Raw genomic sequence first — 20621 nt, 5'->3', positions numbered from 1 at the left:
GGAACAACCGAGGCCTGACGAAAAGACCGAGGCGTGACGAGAGAACTTCCGGTCCTCGTACAACTTTTCGCTGTTTCGTGAGTCCCATCAGGTGGCGCCTGGTGCGCCCGCACACTTCTGCGCATCTGAGGGAGAACCCGCACGTGCCCCACGCTCGCTCGACCCGGCGTCGGCTCCTGGCCGCCGCCACCACCGTTCTCGCCGTCACGCTCGGCGCGGGCACGCTGACCGCCCTCCCGGCGACCGCCGCCGACGCGGCGAACGCCGGGGCGGCTTCGAGGGCGGACGCTTCGGCCCCGATCCCGTTCCCGAAGGGCGCCAGGCTTGCGGAGGCCGGCCTGACCGGTTTCTTCTCGCAAGGCGAGGGGACCTTCGACAAGCGCTGGACGCGCTACACGGGCGACTCCTCGCAGGTCTACAACTGGAGCACCTACCTGCGGTCCTCGCGGACCACGGACTACCTGGTCTTCGACCAGCACTACAAGCTCACGCTCCGGAACCTGAGCACCATGTCGGTGCTCGAAGTCCCGGTCGGGGGCGTCACGGGAGCCGAGTACGCCGGCTCCGCGGCGAACGCGGTGTTCACGAGGGCCACGGACGGCACGACGCTGCGGATGCACCGGCACGCCACGGACGGTGGCGCGGTGACCGTGACCGGCCTCCCGGCCGGCGCGACCTCCGTCTACGTCGGCCCGGGCACCCCCGAGGACGCCCTCGTCACCTTCACCGTCGGCTCTGTGAAGCAGTGGGGTCTGATCGACCTCGCCACCGGCGCCGTCGCCGAGATCCGCGAGCGCACGCCGGGCTCCGTCAACGGCGACGTCGCCGTCTCGGAGACCCACGTCGCGTGGACGGAGGGCGACGACTCCGACCGGCCGGCGATCTTCGTCCTGGACCGCGCCACGGGCACGGTCCAGGAGGTCCCGGTCGAGGACGCGTACGCGAGCGACCTCCGGATCGACCTGGTCGGCGGATGGGTGGTGTACGGCGAGGCGGGCGGCATCTCCAACGCCGACACGAACCCGCTGTACGCCGTCACGGCCTACGACCCGGCCACGAAGACGAAGGTGAAGCTGCTCGACCACCTGACGTCGTCCGCCGCCGCCCCCGACGGCCTGTACGTCCGAGGCGGCACCGTCGCCCAGGGCGAGGGCCTCTACAAGATCGTGCCCGGCGAGGCCGGCGCCGCTCCGGCGGTCACCCTGGTGGCGACCACCGGCGAGCCCACCCACGTCGTCATCGGCACCAACGACATCCCCGCCACCGTCGACCTCGACAAGAACGACGGAAGGGCCGGCTTCACCTGGCAGGTCTCCCGGACCAGCGTCGAAGCGGCGATCACCCTGCGCCACGTCCGGACCGGACAGACCCGCGAGTTCGTCCGGAGCCACCCGTACACCCCGAGCGTGACGGTCGACTGGGACGGCCGGATCGGACCGGGCTTCACCAGCGCGTACAACGGTGACTACACCTGGCAGATGACCCTGAAGCCGCTCAACGGCATCGGCCCGTCCACGAGCACCTCCGGCACGTTCAAGGTCGTCCGCAAGACCGCCCCGCACGACTTCGACGACAACGGCAGCCCGGACGTCCTCTTCCGCGACGCCTCCGGCCGGCTGTGGCGGAGCGACACCTTCTACGACAAGCAGGTCAGCCAGCTCACGTCCCAGTCGCGTGAGCTGCTCGGCGCGGGCTGGAACATCTACGACAAGATCGAGGCGACGGGCAACCTCGGCGGCTCCGCCGTCGGCGACCTCGTCGCCCGGGACAAGGCCGGCGTGCTCTGGCTCTACCAGGGCAACGGCCGGGGCGGCTTCGCCACCCGGGTGAAGGTCGGCACCGGCTGGCAGATCTACGACAAGATCGCGGCCGGCGGCGACCTGAACGGGGACGGGCGCCCCGACCTGGTCGCCACCGACAAGGCCGGCGCCCTCTGGCTCTACAAGAGCACCGGCTCCGCCACCGCCCCGTTCTCCGGACGGACGAAGATCGGCAGCGGCTGGGGGATCTACAACGACCTCGTGGCCGTCGGCGACATCGCGGGCGGGCCGGCGGGCGACCTGTTCGCCCGGGACAAGGCCGGTGTCCTCTGGCAGTACCTGGGCAAGGGCGACGGCACGTTCGCGGCGCGTACGAAGGTCGGCGCGGGCTGGGGCGCGTTCAGCCAGCTCGTCGGCATCGGCGACGGCGACCGGGACGGCCGCCCGGACCTCGTGGCGACGAACTCGTCGTCGCAGAAGTTCTACCGGGGTACGGGCGACTGGCGCGCTCCGCTGCGCGGCGGTCTTTCGGCCTCCCTGCCCTGGGCGAGCGACGCGGGCAACCTCGTCTTCTGATTCCGGGACCACCTGACTGATCCCGGAACCACCTGACTGATTCCGGGACCACCTGGCGCCGGTCCCACCCCTACGGGGGCGGGGCCGGCGTCGTCGTCCGTATCGCGAGACACACCGCCCCGCGGGAATGACAGGGGTGACCTGCGGGTTGACGCATGTCATGCCGTCAACCTCCGCCGAGCCCACCGCACCCGAGGCCGCACCCTCCACCGCTCCCGTCCGCACCCGCATGCCGCTGGCCGTCTACATCCTCGGCCTCTCCGTCTTCGCGCTCGGGACGAGCGAGTTCATGCTGTCGGGCCTGCTCCCGCCCATCGCGGAGGACATGAACGTCTCCATACCCCGGGCGGGTCTGCTCATCTCGGCCTTCGCGATCGGCATGGTCGTCGGCGCCCCGCTGCTTGCCGTCGCGACCCTCCGGCTCCCCCGCAAGACGACGCTCGTCACCCTGATCACCGTCTTCGGCCTCGGCCAGGTCGCGGGAGCCCTGGCGCCGAACTACGCGGTCCTCTTCGCCTCACGCGTCCTGAGCGCGCTCGCGTGCGCCGGCTTCTGGGCGGTCGGGGCGGCCGTGGCCATCGCGATGGTGCCGGTTTCGTCACGGGCGCGGGCGATGGCGGTCATGATCGGCGGCCTCTCGATCGCCAACGTCCTCGGCGTCCCTGCGGGCGCCTTCCTCGGCGAGCACCTCGGCTGGCGGGCGGCGTTCTGGGCGGTCGGCGTCGCGTCCGCGATCGCGCTGGTGGGCGTGGTCACCCGGATCCCCCACATTCCGCTCCCCGAGACGAAGCCGCGCCTCAAGCGGGAGCTGGGGATCTACCGGGACCGCCAGGTGCTGCTGTCGATCGTGATCACGGCGCTCGCGGCGGGCGGCGTCTTCTGCGCGTTCTCGTACCTCGCACCGGTCATCACGGACGTGGCGGGGATCGACGCGCGCTGGGTCTCCGGGATCCTCGGCCTCTTCGGCATCGGCGCGCTGATCGGTACGACGATCGGCGGCCGGGTCGCGGACGCCCACCTCTTCGGGGTCCTGCTCAGCGGCATCACGGCCTCGACGGTCTTCCTGGTCGCCCTGGCCCTCTTCGCCTCGAGCCCGGTCGCCGTGATCACCCTCTCCTTCCTCCTCGGCGTCTCGGCCTTCTACACGGCCCCCGCCCTCAACGCCCGGATGTTCAACGTGGCCGGCGCCGCCCCGACCCTGGCGGGCGCAACGACGACGGCCGCCTTCAACCTGGGCAACACGTCGGGCCCCTGGCTCGGCGGCACGACGATCGACGCCGGCCTCGGCTTCGCCTCGACGGCCTGGGCGGGCGCGGCGATGACGGTGGTGGCCCTGGGGGCGGTCACGGTCTCGCTCAGCCTGCACAAGTCGCGCTCACGCGTGGTGGCTTCGTCCGCGCGGTCCGCGACATCCGTAGCCTCCGGGCCCCAGGCCGAGCAGACGCTGACCTCCCGCTAGGGCCTGTCCGGCGGATCACGGGCGCGACCCTGATCTGCCGTGACCAGCCCCTAGGGGCTGGTCACGGCACCGGACGTCCCTTGGGCCGCCGTAGCCCCGCCTCCGTGATCAGGCGGACGAGTTCCTTCGAGCCGACCTCGACCGCGCCCGCCGCCACCGCGTCCGCGTAGCGGTCCGAAGGGATGTCGTAGTGGTCGCGCTCGAAGGCGCGGGGCGGGGCGCCGATCGTGGCGGCGAAGGCGTGGAGCTCGTCGTGGGAGACGTCGCTGACCAGGTGGGACCACATGCGGCCGTGGCCGGGCCAGGTCGGCGGGTCGATGTAGAGGGTCACTTCAGGCCGCCCACCGGGGCGACGACCACGCCGGCCTTGCCGCAGACCCAGTGCGGGTCAGGGCCGAGTTCGGGTTCGACGTCCAGGGCGTGCGGGTCGCCCGCGGAGCAGACCGGGCAGAGGGGCCAGCGGCCGTACCGCTCCAGAAGGGCGTCCTGGACGTCCTGGGCGACGAGGCCGGCGACGTACGTGATGCCCTCGGGCCACTGCTCGACCCACCAGCGCCGGTGGGTGACGGCGTCCTCGACCATTGACACGACCTCGGCGGCGGCCACGTCGCGCGCCGCGAGATCGGCGAGGACCAGGGCTCGGGCGGCGTGCAGCGCCTGCTCCAGCGGGTCGATGTCGTCCATGCACACATTGTCACCCGACAAGCCTCAGGGGCGAAGGTCCCTCCCGCATCCGGGACCGTCCCGGGACGGAAGGGGTCTCAGGGGGTCTTGACGGTCCCCGCGTCCGAAAATATCTTTCAGATGTGACCAATGACGTGAAGGAAAGTTTCAGCGGCCAGGTGCCCGCGCCCGGGGCCCGGTCCTCCGCGCCGCCCTCCGCCGCGTCCGCCGCCTCGGCACCCGCCTCGGCACCCGCCTCGGGTCAGGGCCACGGCCCCGCCGACGCCGCCCCGCCCGCCCCCGCCGCGCTCGCGGCCAAGGTGCGGACCCTCGCGCCGTCCATGACCCGGTCCATGCAGCGCGTCGCCGAGGCCGTCGCGGGCGACCCGGCCGGCTGCGCCGCCCTCACCGTCACCGGTCTCGCCGAGCTCACCGGCACCAGCGAGGCGACCGTCGTCCGCACCGCCCGCCTCCTCGGCTACCCCGGCTACCGCGACCTGCGCCTCGCCCTCGCCGGCCTCGCCGCCCAGCAGCAGTCCGGCCGCGCGCCCGCGGTCACCGCCGACATCGCCGTGGACGACCCGATCGCCGACGTCGTCGCCAAGCTCGCCTACGACGAGCAGCAGACCCTCGCCGACACCGCCGCAGGACTGGACACCGTCCAGCTCGGCGCCGCCGTCGCCGCCCTCGCCGCCGCCCGCCGCATCGACATCTACGGTGTCGGCGCCTCCGGCCTCGTCGCCCAGGACCTCGTCCAGAAGCTCCTGCGCATCGGCCTCCTCGCCCACGCGCACAGCGACCCGCACCTCGCCGTCACCAACGCCGTGCAGCTCCGCTCCGGCGACGTCGCCATCGCGATCACGCACTCGGGCTCGACCGGCGACGTCATAGAACCCCTCCGCGTCGCCTTCGACCACGGCGCCACCACGGTCGCGATCACCGGCCGCCCGGACGGGCCGGTGACGCAGTACGCCGACCACATCCTGACCACCTCCACCGCCCGCGAGAGCGAACTGCGCCCCGCGGCCATGTCGTCCCGCACCAGCCAACTCCTGGTCGTGGACTGCCTGTTCACCTGCGTCACGCAACGTACGTACGAGACGGCGGCCCCTGCCCTCGCGGCCTCGTACGAAGCCCTCGCCCACCGCCACTCCCCCCGCACCCGCTGACCAGAGCCCCGAAAGAGCCGCACGTGTCTGCTACGTACTCCGAACTGCGCGCCCAGCTGGCCACCCTCACCACCGAGGCGTTCCGACCCGAGCTCGCGGAGATCGACCAGCTCCCGACCCTCGACATCGCCCGGACGATGAACGCCGAGGACCAGACCGTCCCCGCCGCCGTCGCCGCGCAACTGCCGCTCATCGCCGCCGCCATCGACGCCACCGCCGACCGCATGGCGCGCGGCGGCCGACTGATCTACGCGGGCGCGGGCACCGCCGGCCGGCTCGGCGTCCTCGACGCGAGCGAGTGCCCGCCCACGTTCAACACCGACCCCTCGGAGGTCGTCGGCCTGATCGCGGGCGGCCCTTCGGCGATGGTGAAGGCGGTGGAGGGCGCGGAGGACTCGCGCGAACTCGCGGCCGCCGACCTCGACGGACTCGCCCTCACCCCGGACGACACGGTGGTGGGGATCTCCGCCTCGGGCCGTACCCCGTACGCCATCGGGGCGGTCGAACACGCCCGGGCGAAGGGCGCGTTGACGATCGGCCTGTCCTGCAACGCGGACAGCGGCCTCGCGACGGCGGCCGAGCACGGCATCGAGGTGGTCACGGGCCCCGAACTCCTCACCGGCTCCACGCGGTTGAAGGCGGGCACGGCCCAAAAACTGGTCCTCAACATGATCTCGACGATCACGATGATCCGGCTGGGCAAGACGTACGGAAACCTGATGGTCGACGTCCGCGCCTCCAACGACAAGCTGCAGGCGCGCTCGCGCCGGATCGTCGCCCTCGCCACGGGAGCGCCGGACGCGCAGATCGAGACGGCGCTCGCGGAGGCCGACGGCGAAGTGAAGACCGCGATCCTGATGATCCTGGCCGACATCGATGCCAAGACGGCCGACCAGCGACTCCACGACGCGCGGGGCCACCTCCGAGCCGCACTGACTCCCTGACTGACACCGCTTCCTCCCCCTCCCCCCACAGCAAGGCACGACCGCACATGAGCACAGTCGACAAGAACCGCGCCATCGCCGCCGCGATCCTCCCCCTCGTCGGCGGGGCCGAGAACATCAGCTCCGTGGCCCACTGCATGACCCGGCTCCGGCTGGGCCTTCGGGACCGCTCCCTCGTCCAGGACGACGCCCTGCGGGCGCTGCCGTCCGTGATGGGTGTGGTGGAGGACGACACGTACCAGATCGTCCTCGGCCCGGGCACGGTCGCGCGGGTGACGCCGGAGTTCGAGGCGCTGGTGGCGGAGGTACCTGATCTGGCCGAACGGGGCGCGGCGATCAAGGCGGCACAGAAGGCGCGCAACTCCACCCCCTTCAAGCTGTTCCTCCGCAAGATCGCGAACATCTTCGTCCCCCTGATCCCGGCGCTGATCGGCTGCGGCATCATCGCGGGCCTGAACGGCCTCCTGATCAACCTGGGCTGGCTGCCCGCCGTGACTCCGGCCCTCGCAGCGATGGCAAGCGGCTTCATGGCCCTGATCGCGGTGTTCGTGGGCTTCAACACGGCGAAGGAGTTCGGCGGTACGCCGATCCTGGGCGGCGCGGTGGCGGCGATCATCGTCTTCCCGGGGGTGGCGAAGATCGACGCGTTCGGCCAGACGCTGTCTCCCGGCCAAGGGGGCGTCCTGGGCGCACTGGGCGCGGCGGTACTGGCGGTGTACGTGGAGAAGTGGTGCCGCCGCTGGGTACCGGAGTCGCTGGACGTCCTGGTGACCCCGACGCTCACGGTCCTGGTCTCGGGCCTGGTCACGATCTTCGGCCTGATGTTCGTGGCGGGTGAGATCTCGACCGCGATCGGCGACTTCGCCAACTGGCTCCTGGCGAACGCCGGCACGGGCGCGGGCTTCGTCCTGGGCGGCCTGTTCCTGCCGCTTGTCATGCTGGGCCTGCACCAGGCGCTGATCCCGATCCACACGACATTGATCGAGCAGCAGGGCTTCACGGTCCTGCTCCCGATCCTGGCGATGGCGGGCGCGGGCCAGGTGGGCGCGGCGATGGCGGTGTACATGAAGCTCCCCCGCAACGGCTCCATCCGCCGCACCATCAAGTCCGCCCTCCCGGCCGGCTTCCTGGGCGTGGGCGAGCCCCTGATCTACGGCGTCTCCCTCCCCCTGGGCCGCCCCTTCGTCACGGCCTGCGTCGGCGGCGCGTTCGGCGGCGGCTTCGTCGGCCTCTTCAACATGCTGGGCGACAAGGTCGGCTCCACCGCGATCGGCCCCTCGGGCTGGGCCCTCTTCCCCCTCCTCGACGGCAACAAGGGCCTGGCCGAAACGATCGCGATCTACGCGACGGGCCTCCTGACCGGCTACGCGGTCGGCTTCGTAGCCACCTACTTCTGGGGCTTCAGCCCCCGCCTCCTGGAGGAACACAACGTGAACACGGACCCGGCGGAGGCCCCGGTGGAGACCCCGGTGGCGGCAGGCGGCACCACGCCCCCGACCACGACGACTCCGGAACCGCAGCCGCTGAAGGTCTGACGCGGGAGCCGGTACAAAACGAAGGGCCGCCCCCGGCACGAAGCCGGGGGCGGCCGAACTCCGTGGCGACCCCGTCCCCCGTAGCCCTACGCTGCCCCCCATGGGCCACGCCAAGACCTCCTACGTCTGCCTGCCGTGCCGCGCCTCGTACAAGCAGCCGTACGGCAGCGATCGTGAGCGACGGTGTCCGCGGTGTGCGCGCGTGATGATCCACGCCGGTTCCGCCTTCGCCACCCCGCCCCGCCGTGACAAGGCCGCCTGGCGGACCCTCACGCTGCTCCTCAACGCCGGCGTCGGCTTCCACAAGTCCTGCTGCGGCGGCCCGGGCTACCGCCCCCGCGAACTCCGCGAGGCCCGCACCTGGCTGGCGGCCCGCCGCCCCGCCCGCTGAAGCCCGCCGGCAGTCCTCAGTTCCGTACGGGCAGACGAGGCCCCCGCCTGTGCGCGGCGAAGACCCGCATGAAGTCGAGATCGATCGGCGTCACTTAACGGGTCCGGGAGGTGCCAGGTCAGTGACCTCCACGATCCCAGGCGAAAACTCGTCGGCGCTCATATCGGCATTCAGACCTGCAGAGCGGAGGATCTGAACAATGGCATGCCCCATCGCCAGCTTCACCTCGCCCATATGGAGAACCGAGGGATGCTCAGCGTCACCGGCGCCAAGGCGTTTGAACGCCACCTCCGTCAGCTCGCCTGAAGGAACCCACACAACTGCGACTTTGGCACCTTCCGACTGAAGCCCGAAGCCGCCAGGACGTGGCTCGGAGAACGACGAGGGGAAGAGACCGGCGATACGCAACTCGCGCGCCACTTTGGTTTCGAGCGCATTTTCGTTCACACACAAATCCTAGGGCACGGCCCTAGCGATTCCGAATACGACTGGGGCTCGGGGCCGATCATCCGGCCCCGAGCCCCACCCTCACCTGCCTCCGCTTGCCCGGCGGATCATGCCTGCAAGCATGTCGTTCGCCACCGAGTTGATCAACTTATTACTTCCCCATGGAACGGACCAGGTAATTCGTGCATTCGGGCTCATAAAGGCAGGGAGCTTACCTGCACACACGGGACAGGGTTGCCGCTCACTATAGAGGTGCGTAATGCTCCCGATGTTGTTCCCGTTCGCCTGCAAGGCCTTTATCTGGTCGATGATGTGGTCTTCGGAGTGGTAGCCGTCACCCTGGCTGAAGCCAACGATCAGCCCGTCATGGCCCTCGACCCTCGCCACTGCGACGTTCGGCCCGGGGCGCTCAAGATAAGGCCCAGCGGGGAACCCACCGTCGACCCGTGCTTGATACGCGGCGCTGCTCAGCTCATCACTGTTGTAGGGAACTTCCCCACCACAGTTGTGGACGAGCAGGGGCGAGTGACCAGCCAGCACATAGTACGTGTGGACATCGGACACGGTCAGGTTGTGGACCGTCGCGTTCTGCGCCGTCCAGCGTTCGACCGCCGAGATCTGGACGTGCGTGCCCGCGCTCGTCCGGAGCCACTGGCCCGGCTTCAGGTCCGTCGCTTCGAGCCACTTGCCCAGGTCCGGGACCCAGAAGGGGTGGCCGTCCGTCGCCGTGATGTCGGCCGTCTTGGTGCCGGCCGCGCCATCGACGTCGATCGTGACCTTGACCAGGTGCTTGAGCCCCTGGCCCGTGATCTCGGCCGTGACCGTCTCGACGCGGGTCTCGCCCGTCTTCGGGTCGGTCGCCACGACCTTGTCGCCGGTCTTGACCTGCTCGATCGGCTTGGTCGAGCCGTCCGCCATGAGGACCTTCGTGCCAGGCACGAAGCTGTTGTCCGCCCTCTTGCAGGAGCCGCCGGAAGAGCCGCCGTTGCTGCGGGACGAGCCGCCCGAGTTGCCGCCGGCCTTGGACGTGCTGACCTTGCCGCCGCCCTTGCCCGAGCCGGCCGCCGACGAGGACTTCGGGGCCGCCTTGGCCTGGGCCTGCTTCTGGACCGGGTTGCCGGTCTTCTTGGAGTTGTTGACCGCCTTGTTGCTTGTGGTGTTGACCTTCTCCGGCGGCTTCTTCTTGGCCGCTTGCGCGGCCTTCTTGGCCTTCTCGATCGCCGCCTTCTTGGCGTTGAGCGCCGCCGTCTCGGCCGCCCTCGCGGCCTTGAGGACGATCTCGGCCGCCTTCTTCGCCGCACGGAAGGCCATGATCGCGCCGACCGTGCGGTCGATCGCCTTCACGATGGACGGCAACTTCATGAGCTTGCCGAGCCCGAGGTTCCCGATGATGAGGGAACCGCAGCCCCACAGGTCGCCGCCGAAGCAGGCCAGGGCGTCGTTGAGGCCGATGACTTCCTTCAGCACGCTCCAAGAAGCGGCGAGGATCACCGAGCTCAGCGACTTGCCCATAGTCGCCTGCGCCTGCGCGACCTCCGCCGCGCTCAACCCCGCACCCGCCAACGCCGCCGCCCGCTCGGAAGCGGTCAGGGAGATGGCAAGGCCCGTCGGATCAGAGTGCGTCACCGGATTGTTGTGCGCGTACGCGTACCCGTTCGACTGCAGCGGGTCGTTCAGGTCGAGCACCGGGTCGACGGACAGGAAGCGGCCGACCACCGGGTCGTACAGACGGGCGCCGAGCGGCGTGTAGCCGGACGCCGATTCCTCGGTCTTGCCCAGGAAACCCTTGTGCGTCTCGATGCTGGCCGACGCCTTGTCGATGCCCCGGTTGTTGCCGAACGGGTCCTGCTTGCGGATCAGTACCGGCTGCTTGTCGAAGAGCCCGACCTCCGCGTACGGAGTTCCCTGGTGGTCCATCGTCACCGCGCGGAGCCTTGACCCGCCGGTGCCGTACGCGACGCGCACCACCGCACCACCCGGGGCGGCGTAGGTGCGCTGAGTGCTGACGAGGACGCCGCCGCGCTGGGCGATCACCTCGGCCTCGCCCAGGTGGAGCGTGGCCTGCTTGCCCGTGATGGTCAGCAGTCGACCGCCATCGGGGCCGTAGATGTGACGGGTGTCGTTCTGCGCCGCCCACAGCTGGGCCGCGGAGGTCCCGTTGCAGGTCGCGAGCACGACCGGCGTGCTGTTGGCGCTGAGCCCGTCCTTGACCGCCAGGCACAGACCGGACGCGACGTGCGTCAGCTGTCCGGACGCGTTACGGCGCAGCTCCTGCGCGGGCAGACCGTCACACTTCTGGACCTGCACCTCCGAGCCGGCCGTGTTCGCCACCGGCCGGACACACCAGGTGTCCTGCACCGACAGGGTGCCCACGTTCGGGTCGGGCTGAGCCCCCTCTCTCGGAGCGGGCTTGGGGGTGAACCGGAAGTTCTGCGCCCCCGAGGCGTTGCAGACGTACAGCTGGATGGCCTGCCCGGCCGCGGCGCGTCCGGACCTGAGGTCCAGGCACTTGTCCGCGAGCCCGACGTACGGCGTCTTGCCGCCGCTGCCCTGGCCCGTGATCCGGTCGATCTGGCCGTCGTGGGTCCAGAACAGCTCCTGCTTGTCGCCGTTCTCGATCGAGGTGACCGTCTTGGTCTCGCCGGTCAGCTCGTACAGCCGAGTCGCCTCCGCCTTCACGGCGGCACCGGCCGGCGTCGTGTACTTCTTCGACACCTTGGTCAGCGTGCTCGGCTGGCTGCCGTCCGCCTTGCCGTAGGTGTACGTCGTCTCGGCGTCCTTCGCCGTGACGCCGCCGAGGTCCTTCTCGGTCAGCTTGGTGCGGTTGCCGAGCAGGTCGTACTCGTACTCCTGCCAGTACCCGGAGCCGTCCGTGCCCGCGACGGCGTTGATCGTGCCGTCGGTGTTCTTCGGACCGGCGGAACACGAAGTCGCACCCTTGTCGGTCCACGCCTGCTTCAGCTGGCCCAGCGGGTCGTACGAGAAGCACTGGCGCTCGTCGATCCCGGTGGAGTGCTCCTTGATCCCGGTGACGTTGCCCGCCGGGTCGTAGGTGTACGAGCGGTGCGAGACCAGGTTGCCGCCGACCAGGGACGTGTCCCCGGTGTTCTCGCGGTAGGCGTACTGGTCCTTCAGCTCACCGCTGGCCTCGTCGAAGGTGTTCTGCGTCCACACCCGGTACGGCTGCGCGCCCAGGGTCGAGCGCATGACCTGGCCGTACGGCGAGTAGACCGTCTCCGAGCCGTACCAGTCCTTGCCGGAGATCGAGAGCGGCAGGCCGTCCTTGTTGTAGCGGACGACGAGCTTCTCGGCGGCGAGAGAGCCGACCGCGGGGAGCGAGGCCTCTTCCAGCTGCCCGGTGTCGGAGTACTGGTAGCCGTACGTGTACGAGCTCTGCAGACCCCAGGTGTCGGCGATCGACTGAGGCAGGCTCAGCGTCGTCGAGGTCGGCTGGTAGTCCTTGTCGTAGCCGTTGACCTGCTGCTTGTACGGCAGGCCGTCGGTGTAGCGGGTGACACTGGCCGGCAGACCCTTGGCGCCCGCGACGGTGTCGTACGTGTACTCCGACAGGAGCGTGCCGTCGGAACCGCCCAGCTTCTGCTGGATCGGCCGGGACAGCTCGTCATAGCCGTTCCACACGGTCTTGCCGCGTGCGTTGGTGACGGTCACCGGCCGGTCGCGGTGGTCGTACTTCGTGCTGCTGGTGCCCGAGTTCGGGTCGGTGGACGAGTCCATCCGGCCGCGGTGGTCATAGGTCCAGGAGTACGGGTGGTTCTGGTCGGCGGAGTTGACCGCCTTCACCAGCTGGCCGCGGCTGTCGTACTCGTACTTCATCGACGTGAACCCGCCGGGAGCAGCCGGGTTGAAGGTGTCCACGCGGGACGTGCGGCCCAGCGCGTCGGTGTAGATCCGGTAGGACGCCGCGCCCTGCGGGTTGACGACCTTCGACCAGTCCTGACCGTACTCGTAGCGGGTCGCCCGCTCCGGGAACGCCTTCGACGTGGCTCCCTCGGACCCCGGAGCCTCGTACTTGAGCCACGGGGTCTCCTGCACCACGCGGCCCAGGCCGTCGTACGTGTACTTCGTGGTGTTGGGGACGGCCGTGTCGGCGTCCGGGGTGAACAGCTCGCCCGGCTTGGCCTTGTGCGTGAGATAGGCGTTGTTGGTCTGGTAGACCTCACCCGCGCTGTTGTACAGCGTGTCCGTGATGAGGTGGCCGCGACCGCCGGTCGCCTCCTCCTGCGTCTGCCGCTCCCGGCCGAGGCCGTCGTAGATGGTGACGGACGTCTCGATCCGGTCCTTCTGGCCGCGTGCGTACGTGGTGACGTACGGAGGCTTACGGATCGTGTGGGTCGGGTCGTCCGGGTGGGGCTCCTCCTCAGGAATGGTGTACACGGCCCTGAAGTCCGGCACCGCCGTCGGCGTACGGCCCGGGCCCCACGCCTTGGAGAGCCGGCCCAGCGGGTCGTACTCCGCCTGGCTGACCCGGCCGTTGAGGTCCGTGGTCTTGACGCCCACGGACCGGCCCGGCTCCAGCTCCTGGATCTGCTCGTGTCCCAGGGAGTTGCGCTCGGTGACCTTGAAGACCTGGCCGTTGGACGGCTCGTAGGTGATCGTGGAGGACTTCTGGTCCGGGTCGGTCTTGCGGATGACTCGGCCGACGGCGTCGAAACCGGTCGTGCCGTTGGTCTGGAAGCCGGTGCCCTCGCCGTTCAGCGACCAGGACTCGGTGGCCAGGCCGCGCGTGGTGCTGGCGAGCGCCGCACCGTAGGCGGCACCGTCGTACGCCGTGCGCGTGCCGCCGCTCAGGGACTTCAGATCGCCGAAGTCGGCGTTCCCGCACAGAGAGGGCGACGTCAGAGCCTGCTTGGTGAGACCGATGATGTTCTTGTCGATCTCGTGCACGTACTCGAGCTTCGAGCAGCTCTCGTCGCCGGTCCTGCCGGTGTCTCCGAGGAACTCGACCAGAGTGGGCAAGCCGTAGGTCGGCTCGTACATCGTCTTCGTCTCGACGATCCGCTCGGGGCGCTTGTCGTCGCCCGTGCCCGAGGACTTGGTGTACGACAGGGTCCGCGGCTCGGTGACGCGCCAGGACTTGAGGTCGCTCAGGCCGTCGTCGCGGTCACGCTTGGCGAGTTCGACGGCGTCGGGGACGGTGATCGAGCGGGTCAGCCAGTCCGTGTCCGCGTCGGCCGCGTCGGCGTAGGTGAGCTCCTCGGCGATGCGGCCGGCGAAGGGCTCCTCGTCCTTGGCTATCTCCTGGCCGTGGATGTCCTTGACCGGGACGGTGCTGCCCATACCGCGGAAGTATCGGACCACGGACTTGGTCTTGGGGTTGTTGGTGGCCGGGGAGTCCCCCGAACCCTCGCCGTTGTCGGTGACGTTCTTGTCCGCACCGGTGATCGTCGTGGTCTGCTCGACACCCGCGAACTGGGAGTACGTCCGCGTCGACTTCTTGGTGAACTCCGCCTCGGCGAGCCTCCAGCCGGCGTTCTTGTACTCGTACTGCGTCGTGGTCGGGTACGAGTCGGTGACGTTGGGGAGTTCCTCGATGGTGTCGACGACGTACTTGTGGAACCAGTCGATGTCCTCGACCTCGGGGTCCGGGTGCCAGAACGCCGGATAGCAGAGCCGGTTGTTGGCCTTGAGCGCGGCCGTGTCGTTCTTGCCGGGCAGTCCGGTGCCGGCGGCGCAGTCGCCGGCCGGCTTCTTGTAGGTGACGACGGTCTCGCCGCCGTACTCGTTGATGACACGCGCGATCCGCAGTCGGGAGAAGCCGGGGGCCGCGTCGTCCTTGACGCGGTTGGGCATGTCCTCCGGGTTGTGCTCGAAACGCACCGCGTTGAGCGGCGTCTTCTCGCCGGTGTCTCCCTGCGGCCCGAAGCCGGTGCGCTGGATCGACTCCAGCCACAGGGCGGTGTTGGTACCCGTCCTGTGGACGGGGAAGTTCTGGTGAAGCGTGTAGGCGTCGACTTCCTGGCGGACGGTCGTGCCCTGCTGGCGCTGGGACTCCGTCGTGATCGATGCCAGGCGCTTCCGGGACCAGAAGGTCGGGCCCGCGTTCCAGCAGGGCTTGGCCTTACGGCAGTTCAGGTCGGCCGGAGTGTCGTACCAGATCCGGTAGGCACCCGGGTCCTTCGAGGTGAAGTTGGCCTCGGAGCAGGTGAGGGATCCCTCGGTCTTGCACCGCTCGTCGACGGCGAACGTGACCCGGGCCGGGGCCTCGGCCGTGAAGATGCTGTCCTTGCGCTGGCCGTAGTCGATGTGCGACAGGTAGCCGTCACGGTGGTACTGGACCGGGGTGTTCCACTGGAAGTTGCGCGCGTAGTAGTTCGTGTCGCGCTTCCACCACAGGGACATGGCGTTGCCGTGGACGTCCTCGACGTAGTCGAGGTTCCAGCGCCAGGCCTGGTCGCAGCCGGAGTGATTCCAGTCGCCGGCCTTGTAGCAGGGCTCGTTCTCGTGGTTGCCGTACACCGGGACCGCGAGGACGGAGTCCGTGTAGGGGTCGCCGTCGGTCCAGCCCGGCAGCTTGTTCAGGCCGAAGTGGTACTTGGTGCCGTCCTTGGTGGTGACGACCCAGTACTCACCGTCCTCGTCCTTGATGTTCCCGTCGCCGGTGCGCGGGTCCCGGGTGGTGTCCTTCTTCAGCTCGATCGTGGAGCCGTCACCGTTGGCGGTGAACCACTTCCTCTTCCCGGCGTCCCACACCAGCTCGGTGGTCGTGCCGCCGAGCGAGAGGGTGGCGTTCTCCGAGCCGTAGCAGAGGTCCGCAGTGCGGTGCGTGGGGTTGTTGGAGCCCGCCTTCTTCGAGTCCTGGCGGCAGCCGGCGTACGTACGGGTGATGGAGCCGGGGTTGTAGTCCCAGCCGTCACCGATCCACGAGGCCTGGTTGTTCGTGCCCGAGGTGCGGCCGTCGACGGACTGCGAGGAGTACGAGAGGGCGACCTTCGGCATCAGGCCGCCGGCCGTCTCCGGGGTCTGCACCTGGTACGCGTACGTGAAGGCGCCCGACGAGGCGCCCGCCGACCAGGAGCCGGAGGACAGCAGCGGCGAGGCCGTGAAGTCGCCGGACCGGGAGGCGCCGGTGTCACCGACGGCGACGGTGGAGCTGCCCGAGGCACTGACCACGGGGAGCGCGGCGGTACGGACGGAGGCACCGGTGGGGGCGGAGGCACCGGTGGGGGCGGGGGCGGCCTCGCCGCCCATCAGCTTGCCCACGGACACGGTGCCGGTGACGATCTGACGCTGCGGAGCGTTCTTCGCGACCCTGCTGCCGGTCGGAGCCTCCGACGCGGGCACCGTCTCCACCGAACTGGACAGCTGCTCGAACGAGTCCGAGGCGTCGCCGCCCGACATCGGCTCCGTACCGCCGCCACCGTCCGCGCAGTCGCCGGTCGTGGGCGCCGAGAAGACGCAGTCGGGCACGACCATGATGCCGAAGCGTTCGGATGCCCGGGGCCCGTAGAGGTCCTCGAAGCCGGCGGTGTCCACGCTGAGCGTGATCTCGCCGTTCGGATCGGCGTCCGCCGGCGGCGTGATCTGCATGACCAGACCTGCCAGCCCGGCCTCCTGGGACGTCGACTGGGGCGCCAGATCGACCTTCCACTGACCGTCCACGTCCGTCGGCAGCGTGCCTTCGGCGACTCCGATCCCGACGGGCAGCCCGTTGCTGACCGGGGCCGTCTCTCCGACGGGTACGGCTGCCGGGTCGGCGGTACCGAGGCCCGACTGCCAGGGAGTGAGGGCGGTCGGCGCATAGGGTTCGACCGGATCGACCTTGGCCGTGGACAGTTCCTTCGGCGCCGTGACATCCCCGTCGAGCGGCGCGTCCGGGGGCAGTTCGGGCAGCTTGACCTGCGCCGCGTCCTCCTCCCTGCTCATGCCGGGGCCCGGTGCCGCCCACGCCTGCGCGCTCAGGCTCGTCACCGACAACGTCGAGGACAACAGAAGGACGATCGCCGTGCGGCCGAGCCGCCGACGCCGTCGTTGTGACTCCGTCATGGCTGGGCGTCCCCGCCCCAGCCATGACAGCGGACCTGAAGCACGCATACGCGCCGACTCCCACTGAGGCAAACCCAGACAACCGATGAGGTGCGGAAACACCAAAGGACGCACGCCTGCTCCAGGCGCACGCGTGTGCACCCTCTGTCATGAACGCCGCGCGATTCAAGATCCGCGGAGGGCCCCCGGAACCCGGCCGTATGAGCTGCGCCACCGCCCATACCTTCACGAACGAAGCCACTGACGATCTTTTGGATGGATCGCCCCATTTGCCGCACATCGTTCCTAATGGGTCGTCAAAAAGCCGCACAAGAAGCGGAAGTGGTCACTCAGAGCGCAAGCCCTTTCCCCACATCACAACTTCACAACTTCCTTATCTGTGGACAGATCGTGAAAGCCATGTGATCGTTTGCGCGCCTGTGCCCCGCGGTCCGCCGTCCGGGGCTGTCTGTGCTGTCCCCATTCCGCTTGGTCCCTACGGGAGTAGACCGCCGTGACCGCGCCCCGCCTGCTCAGCCCCTTCGTGCGCACGCGCACCAGGCTGGCCTGCACTCTCGGCCTCGTTCTGGCCGCACTCACCGCTGCCCTGTTGCCCTGGTGGCAGCCCGAAGCGCCCCCAACGGCCCAGCGGAACCAAGGGACCGAGGCGAAGCCCGCCTCGACTCCCCTGCGCGACGAGCAGGCCGCCATGGCCCAGGCGCGACGCACGGGCAAGCAGGTGCTCGTCGAGACGGCGACGACTGCGACCGAGCTGACCTGGGCCCTGCCCAACGGCCGGCTGCGCTCCCAGATCCACGCCCTCCCGCAGCGGGCGAAGAACGCCCAGGGCAACTGGGCACCCATCGACAACACGCTCAAGCGGACCGAGAAGGCTCCGCGCGGGCTCGGCGTCCGGCCCGTGAACGTGCCCCTTCCGGTGCGGTTCTCCAGCGGCGACGCCGAGGCCTCCCGCGCCGACCGCTCGTACGCCCGGGCGCCGCAGCCCGGTGACACCGTGCTCGCCGAGATGGACGTCGACGGCCACACCGTCGCGTACACCTGGCCAGGCGCCCTGCCCGAGCCCGTCCTCGACGGAGCGCGCGCGCTCTACCCCGAGGTCCTCCCGGGCGTCGACCTGCTCCTGGTCGCGCGCGAGGAGGGCGGCTTCGCCCAGCTGCTCGTCGTCAAGACACGTGAGGCCGCACAGCAGTCGGCGCTGAAGGACGTGACGTACGGACTGCGTTCGGACACGGCCGTGTTCAAGTACGTCGAGGCCGGCACGCGCGTACAGATCCTGGACAAGTCGGGCAAGGAGATCGGGAATCTGCCCACCCCGTTCGCGTGGGACTCCAACGGACGCGAACCCGGGAACCCCGATTCCGCGCTCCGCACCTCGGTCGCCACCTCCGCGGACGTGCTGAAGCTGTCGGGTCTGAGCGGCATCGAACCCGGCGCCAAGCAGGCTCCGGTACCCGTCAGGCTGGACGGCGAGGGCACCGGCAACGCGCGCCTGCGACTGCAGGCCGCCGCCACGGGCCTCTTCACGGACAAGGACACCCGCTTCCCCGTGTTCGTCGACCCGCCGATGAACACCGCCTGGCTGGCATGGACGACCGCCTATCGTCCCTACCCCAACACCAGCTTCCACAACGGCACCAACTTCAGCTCCGGCACCTCGGACGCCCGCGTGGGGTACGAGAGCCAGACCGGCGGCCTGGGCCGCTCCTTCTGGCGCATGGACTTCACCAAGATCACGGGCGCCACGGTCTACTCCGCTTCGTTCAAGGTCCTGAACAACCACGCCTGGTCGTGCGATCCCATGGAGTACAAGTTCTATCTCACGGGTTCCATCTCCACCGGCACGACATGGAACGCCCAACCGGCCTGGGCCGACTACCTGCAACCGAAGTCCTTCGCCCACGGCAATCTCACCTACGGCTGCAAGGACGAGTACGAGGCCTTCAACAACGCCAACGTCAAGGCCGCCGCGCAGAAGGCCGCCACCGCGGGATGGACGAACCTCACCTTCGGTCTGCGCGCCACCAATGAGGGCAGCACCCAATCCTGGCGCAAGTTCCGCGCGACCTCGGCCACGTTCGAGGCGGAGTACAACCGCAATCCGTCGGAACCGACGGGCGGCACCAGCACACCCGGCGGCGCATGCGTGCAGTCTCCGGGCGTCCGGACCATCGCGAAGTCGAGCGTGACCCTGTCGGCGAACGCGAAGGACGCCGACGGCAACCTGAAGCAGCTCCGCTTCCGCGTCACGAAGGTGGGAGAGCCCTACAAGGACTACGTCGGGACCACCAACGCCAGCGGCACCGCCTCGGCGATCGTCCCCAACCTGGTGCACGGAGCCACGTACACCTGGGTCGTCCGGGCCGAGGACCACATGAACCCGCAGGGCGCCTCCAGCTGGTTCCCGCTCGGCAACGAGGTCTGCCAGATCAAGATCGACACCACCGCGCCCACGGCTCCGGACGTGACGAGCACCGACTTCGCGGAGGCCACCTCCGACGGCCAGACCTGGGCCAAGGTCAAATTCGGCGGCACGGGCGCCATCACCTTCGATTCCGCGGAAGCCGCTAAGTTCCGCTACAGCTTCGAGGGAGTGGGCTCCACCGAGGTGACCGCGACCGGCGGAAAGGCGACGATCGCCGCACTGAAGCCGCCGCACGCCGGCCCCAACGGCCTCCAGGTCTGGGCCCTCGACGCCGCCGGCAACATCAGCGCGCGCACGGACTACGCCTTCTACGTCCGCCCGCGCGACACGGGCGACGGTCCCGGTGACGTGGGCGGCGACGGCATCGTCGACCTTCTCATCATCAACGCGGCCGGCCAGCTGGAGTCCCTCTCCGGCGGCCCGGAGGGCGAGCTCTACCAGGGCATGCCCGGCTCCTACGTCCTCAAGCCGGAGGACGACGACCCGGAGAAGCTCAAGGCGGTGGACCCGCCGCTCGGCTACTGGTTCAACCCCACCACCGGCAAGGCCGCGCTGATCTCCAAGTACCAGGACGTCTTCCCCGGCGACGGCAGCACCGACCTGTTCTCCGTGGCCCCGGACGGCACCTTCTGGCTCTACCCGGGCGACGGCTACGGCACCTTCAACGTCGACGACAGGGTCGACATCCGGCTGCCGGCCGGCACCCCGGCACCGTCGACGTGGACCCAGATCAAGGCGGTCGGCGACATCACCGGGGACAAGTACACCGACGTGGTCGTGCGGGCGGGTGCCGACTTCTGGACCCTGTCCGGCTACACCGGCGGCACCTTCCAGTCGGTCGCCCGGATGAGCGGCGACAACTGGACCAGCCGGGACATCGTCAACCTCGCCGACATCGACAAGGACTCGACCCCCGACCTGCTGTGGCGCGACGTCAGCACCGGCGTCATGTACATCCGCCACGGCAAGCCCGGCGCCGTCGCCGGCAGCGTGGACCTCAACTCGCTGATGACCTCGGCGAAGTCCCGCCAGGGTGACGTCCAGTACGGCACCGGCTGGACGGCGGCGAACGTCTCGATCGCCCTCGGTATCCCCGACGTCAACAACGACCAGGTTCCCGACATCTGGACCCGGGTCGGCGCGACCGGATTCGTGAACATCTACCACCCGTCCACGACGAACACCAACGCCGCGGTCAAGCCGGTCCTCAGCGTCGACTGGAAGAACGTCAAGGCGTTCGGCTAGAGGAGC

11 protein-coding genes are annotated in these 20621 nt (G+C 69.6%); 7 read left to right on the top strand and 4 right to left on the bottom strand.

The genetic code is table 11. The features are described from left to right. The first annotated feature begins 143 nt into the window (after window positions 1-143). Together ACGFYP_RS15885 and ACGFYP_RS15880 are read left to right on the top strand one after the other, a co-directional pair. The gene (locus tag ACGFYP_RS15885; protein ID WP_393492843.1) at window positions 144-2336 is read left to right on the top strand and encodes an FG-GAP repeat domain-containing protein; all 2193 of its coding nucleotides are present in this window, start codon (window positions 144-146) and stop codon (window positions 2334-2336) included. Between the two features lie 229 nt (window positions 2337-2565). Beyond that, on the top strand, window positions 2566-3795 hold the full coding sequence (locus ACGFYP_RS15880; protein WP_393493472.1) for a Cmx/CmrA family chloramphenicol efflux MFS transporter: 1230 nt from the start codon (window positions 2566-2568) through the stop codon (window positions 3793-3795). Between the two features lie 61 nt (window positions 3796-3856). Here the strand turns inward: ACGFYP_RS15880 and ACGFYP_RS15875 are convergent, their stop codons facing one another. Together ACGFYP_RS15875 and ACGFYP_RS15870 are read right to left on the bottom strand one after the other, a co-directional pair. After that, the gene (locus ACGFYP_RS15875; protein ID WP_361960547.1) at window positions 3857-4126 is read right to left on the bottom strand and encodes a DUF4031 domain-containing protein; all 270 of its coding nucleotides are present in this window, start codon (window positions 4124-4126) and stop codon (window positions 3857-3859) included. Continuing rightward, window positions 4123-4479 carry a hypothetical protein gene (locus ACGFYP_RS15870; RefSeq protein WP_393492839.1) on the bottom strand — a complete coding sequence of 119 codons (357 nt, stop codon included), beginning with the start codon at window positions 4477-4479 and terminating at the stop codon, window positions 4123-4125. The genes ACGFYP_RS15875 and ACGFYP_RS15870 overlap by 4 nt, the downstream gene beginning before the upstream one ends. 299 nt (window positions 4480-4778) lie before the next feature. Between ACGFYP_RS15870 and ACGFYP_RS15865 the strand changes: the two genes are divergently transcribed. From ACGFYP_RS15865 to ACGFYP_RS15850, 4 genes are all read left to right on the top strand, one after another. Further along, window positions 4779-5627, top strand: a complete 849-nt coding sequence (locus ACGFYP_RS15865) for a MurR/RpiR family transcriptional regulator (protein ID WP_361960643.1) — start codon at window positions 4779-4781, stop codon at window positions 5625-5627. A 23-nt stretch (window positions 5628-5650) separates the two neighbouring features. After that, window positions 5651-6571, top strand: a complete 921-nt coding sequence (gene murQ, locus ACGFYP_RS15860; RefSeq protein ID WP_393492836.1) for an N-acetylmuramic acid 6-phosphate etherase — start codon at window positions 5651-5653, stop codon at window positions 6569-6571. Between the two features lie 47 nt (window positions 6572-6618). Beyond that, window positions 6619-8106, top strand: a complete 1488-nt coding sequence (locus tag ACGFYP_RS15855; RefSeq protein ID WP_393492833.1) for a PTS transporter subunit EIIC — start codon at window positions 6619-6621, stop codon at window positions 8104-8106. Window positions 8107-8206: 100 nt separating this feature from the next. After that, a complete protein-coding gene (locus ACGFYP_RS15850; RefSeq protein ID WP_393492830.1) occupies window positions 8207-8497 on the top strand; it encodes a deoxyxylulose-5-phosphate synthase in 291 nt (96 codons plus the stop codon). Between the two features lie 90 nt (window positions 8498-8587). Here ACGFYP_RS15850 and ACGFYP_RS15845 read toward each other — a convergent pair whose 3' ends face one another. Together ACGFYP_RS15845 and ACGFYP_RS15840 are read right to left on the bottom strand one after the other, a co-directional pair. Further along, complete coding sequence (locus tag ACGFYP_RS15845) at window positions 8588-8944, bottom strand: hypothetical protein (protein WP_393492827.1); 357 nt, start codon at window positions 8942-8944, stop codon at window positions 8588-8590. Window positions 8945-9025: 81 nt separating this feature from the next. Next, complete coding sequence (locus tag ACGFYP_RS15840) at window positions 9026-16948, bottom strand: ricin-type beta-trefoil lectin domain protein (RefSeq protein WP_393492824.1); 7923 nt, start codon at window positions 16946-16948, stop codon at window positions 9026-9028. Window positions 16949-17441: 493 nt separating this feature from the next. Here ACGFYP_RS15840 and ACGFYP_RS15835 point away from each other — a divergent pair, with 493 nt between their 5' ends. Next, a complete protein-coding gene (locus ACGFYP_RS15835) occupies window positions 17442-20615 on the top strand; it encodes a hypothetical protein (protein ID WP_393492820.1) in 3174 nt (1057 codons plus the stop codon). Window positions 20616-20621 lie beyond the last annotated feature (6 nt).

The sequence above is a fragment of the Streptomyces sp. NPDC048370 genome, from assembly GCF_043200825.1.
GTDB lineage: Bacteria > Actinomycetota > Actinomycetes > Streptomycetales > Streptomycetaceae > Streptomyces.
Note: the sequence above shows the minus strand (reverse complement) of the source record. Positions and strands in the feature narration are given on the sequence as shown.

What these genes read in the sequence shown, in the direction of transcription:
- ACGFYP_RS15880 (WP_393493472.1), top strand. Translation starts at nt 2,566, where the DNA reads ATGCCGCTGGCCGTCTACATCCTCGGCCTCTCCGTCTTCGCGCTCGGG.
- ACGFYP_RS15870 (WP_393492839.1), bottom strand. Translation starts at nt 4,479, where the DNA reads ATGGACGACATCGACCCGCTGGAGCAGGCGCTGCACGCCGCCCGAGCC.
- ACGFYP_RS15855 (WP_393492833.1), top strand. Translation starts at nt 6,619, where the DNA reads ATGAGCACAGTCGACAAGAACCGCGCCATCGCCGCCGCGATCCTCCCC.
- ACGFYP_RS15850 (WP_393492830.1), top strand. Translation starts at nt 8,207, where the DNA reads ATGGGCCACGCCAAGACCTCCTACGTCTGCCTGCCGTGCCGCGCCTCG.
- ACGFYP_RS15840 (WP_393492824.1), bottom strand. Translation starts at nt 16,948, where the DNA reads ATGACGGAGTCACAACGACGGCGTCGGCGGCTCGGCCGCACGGCGATC.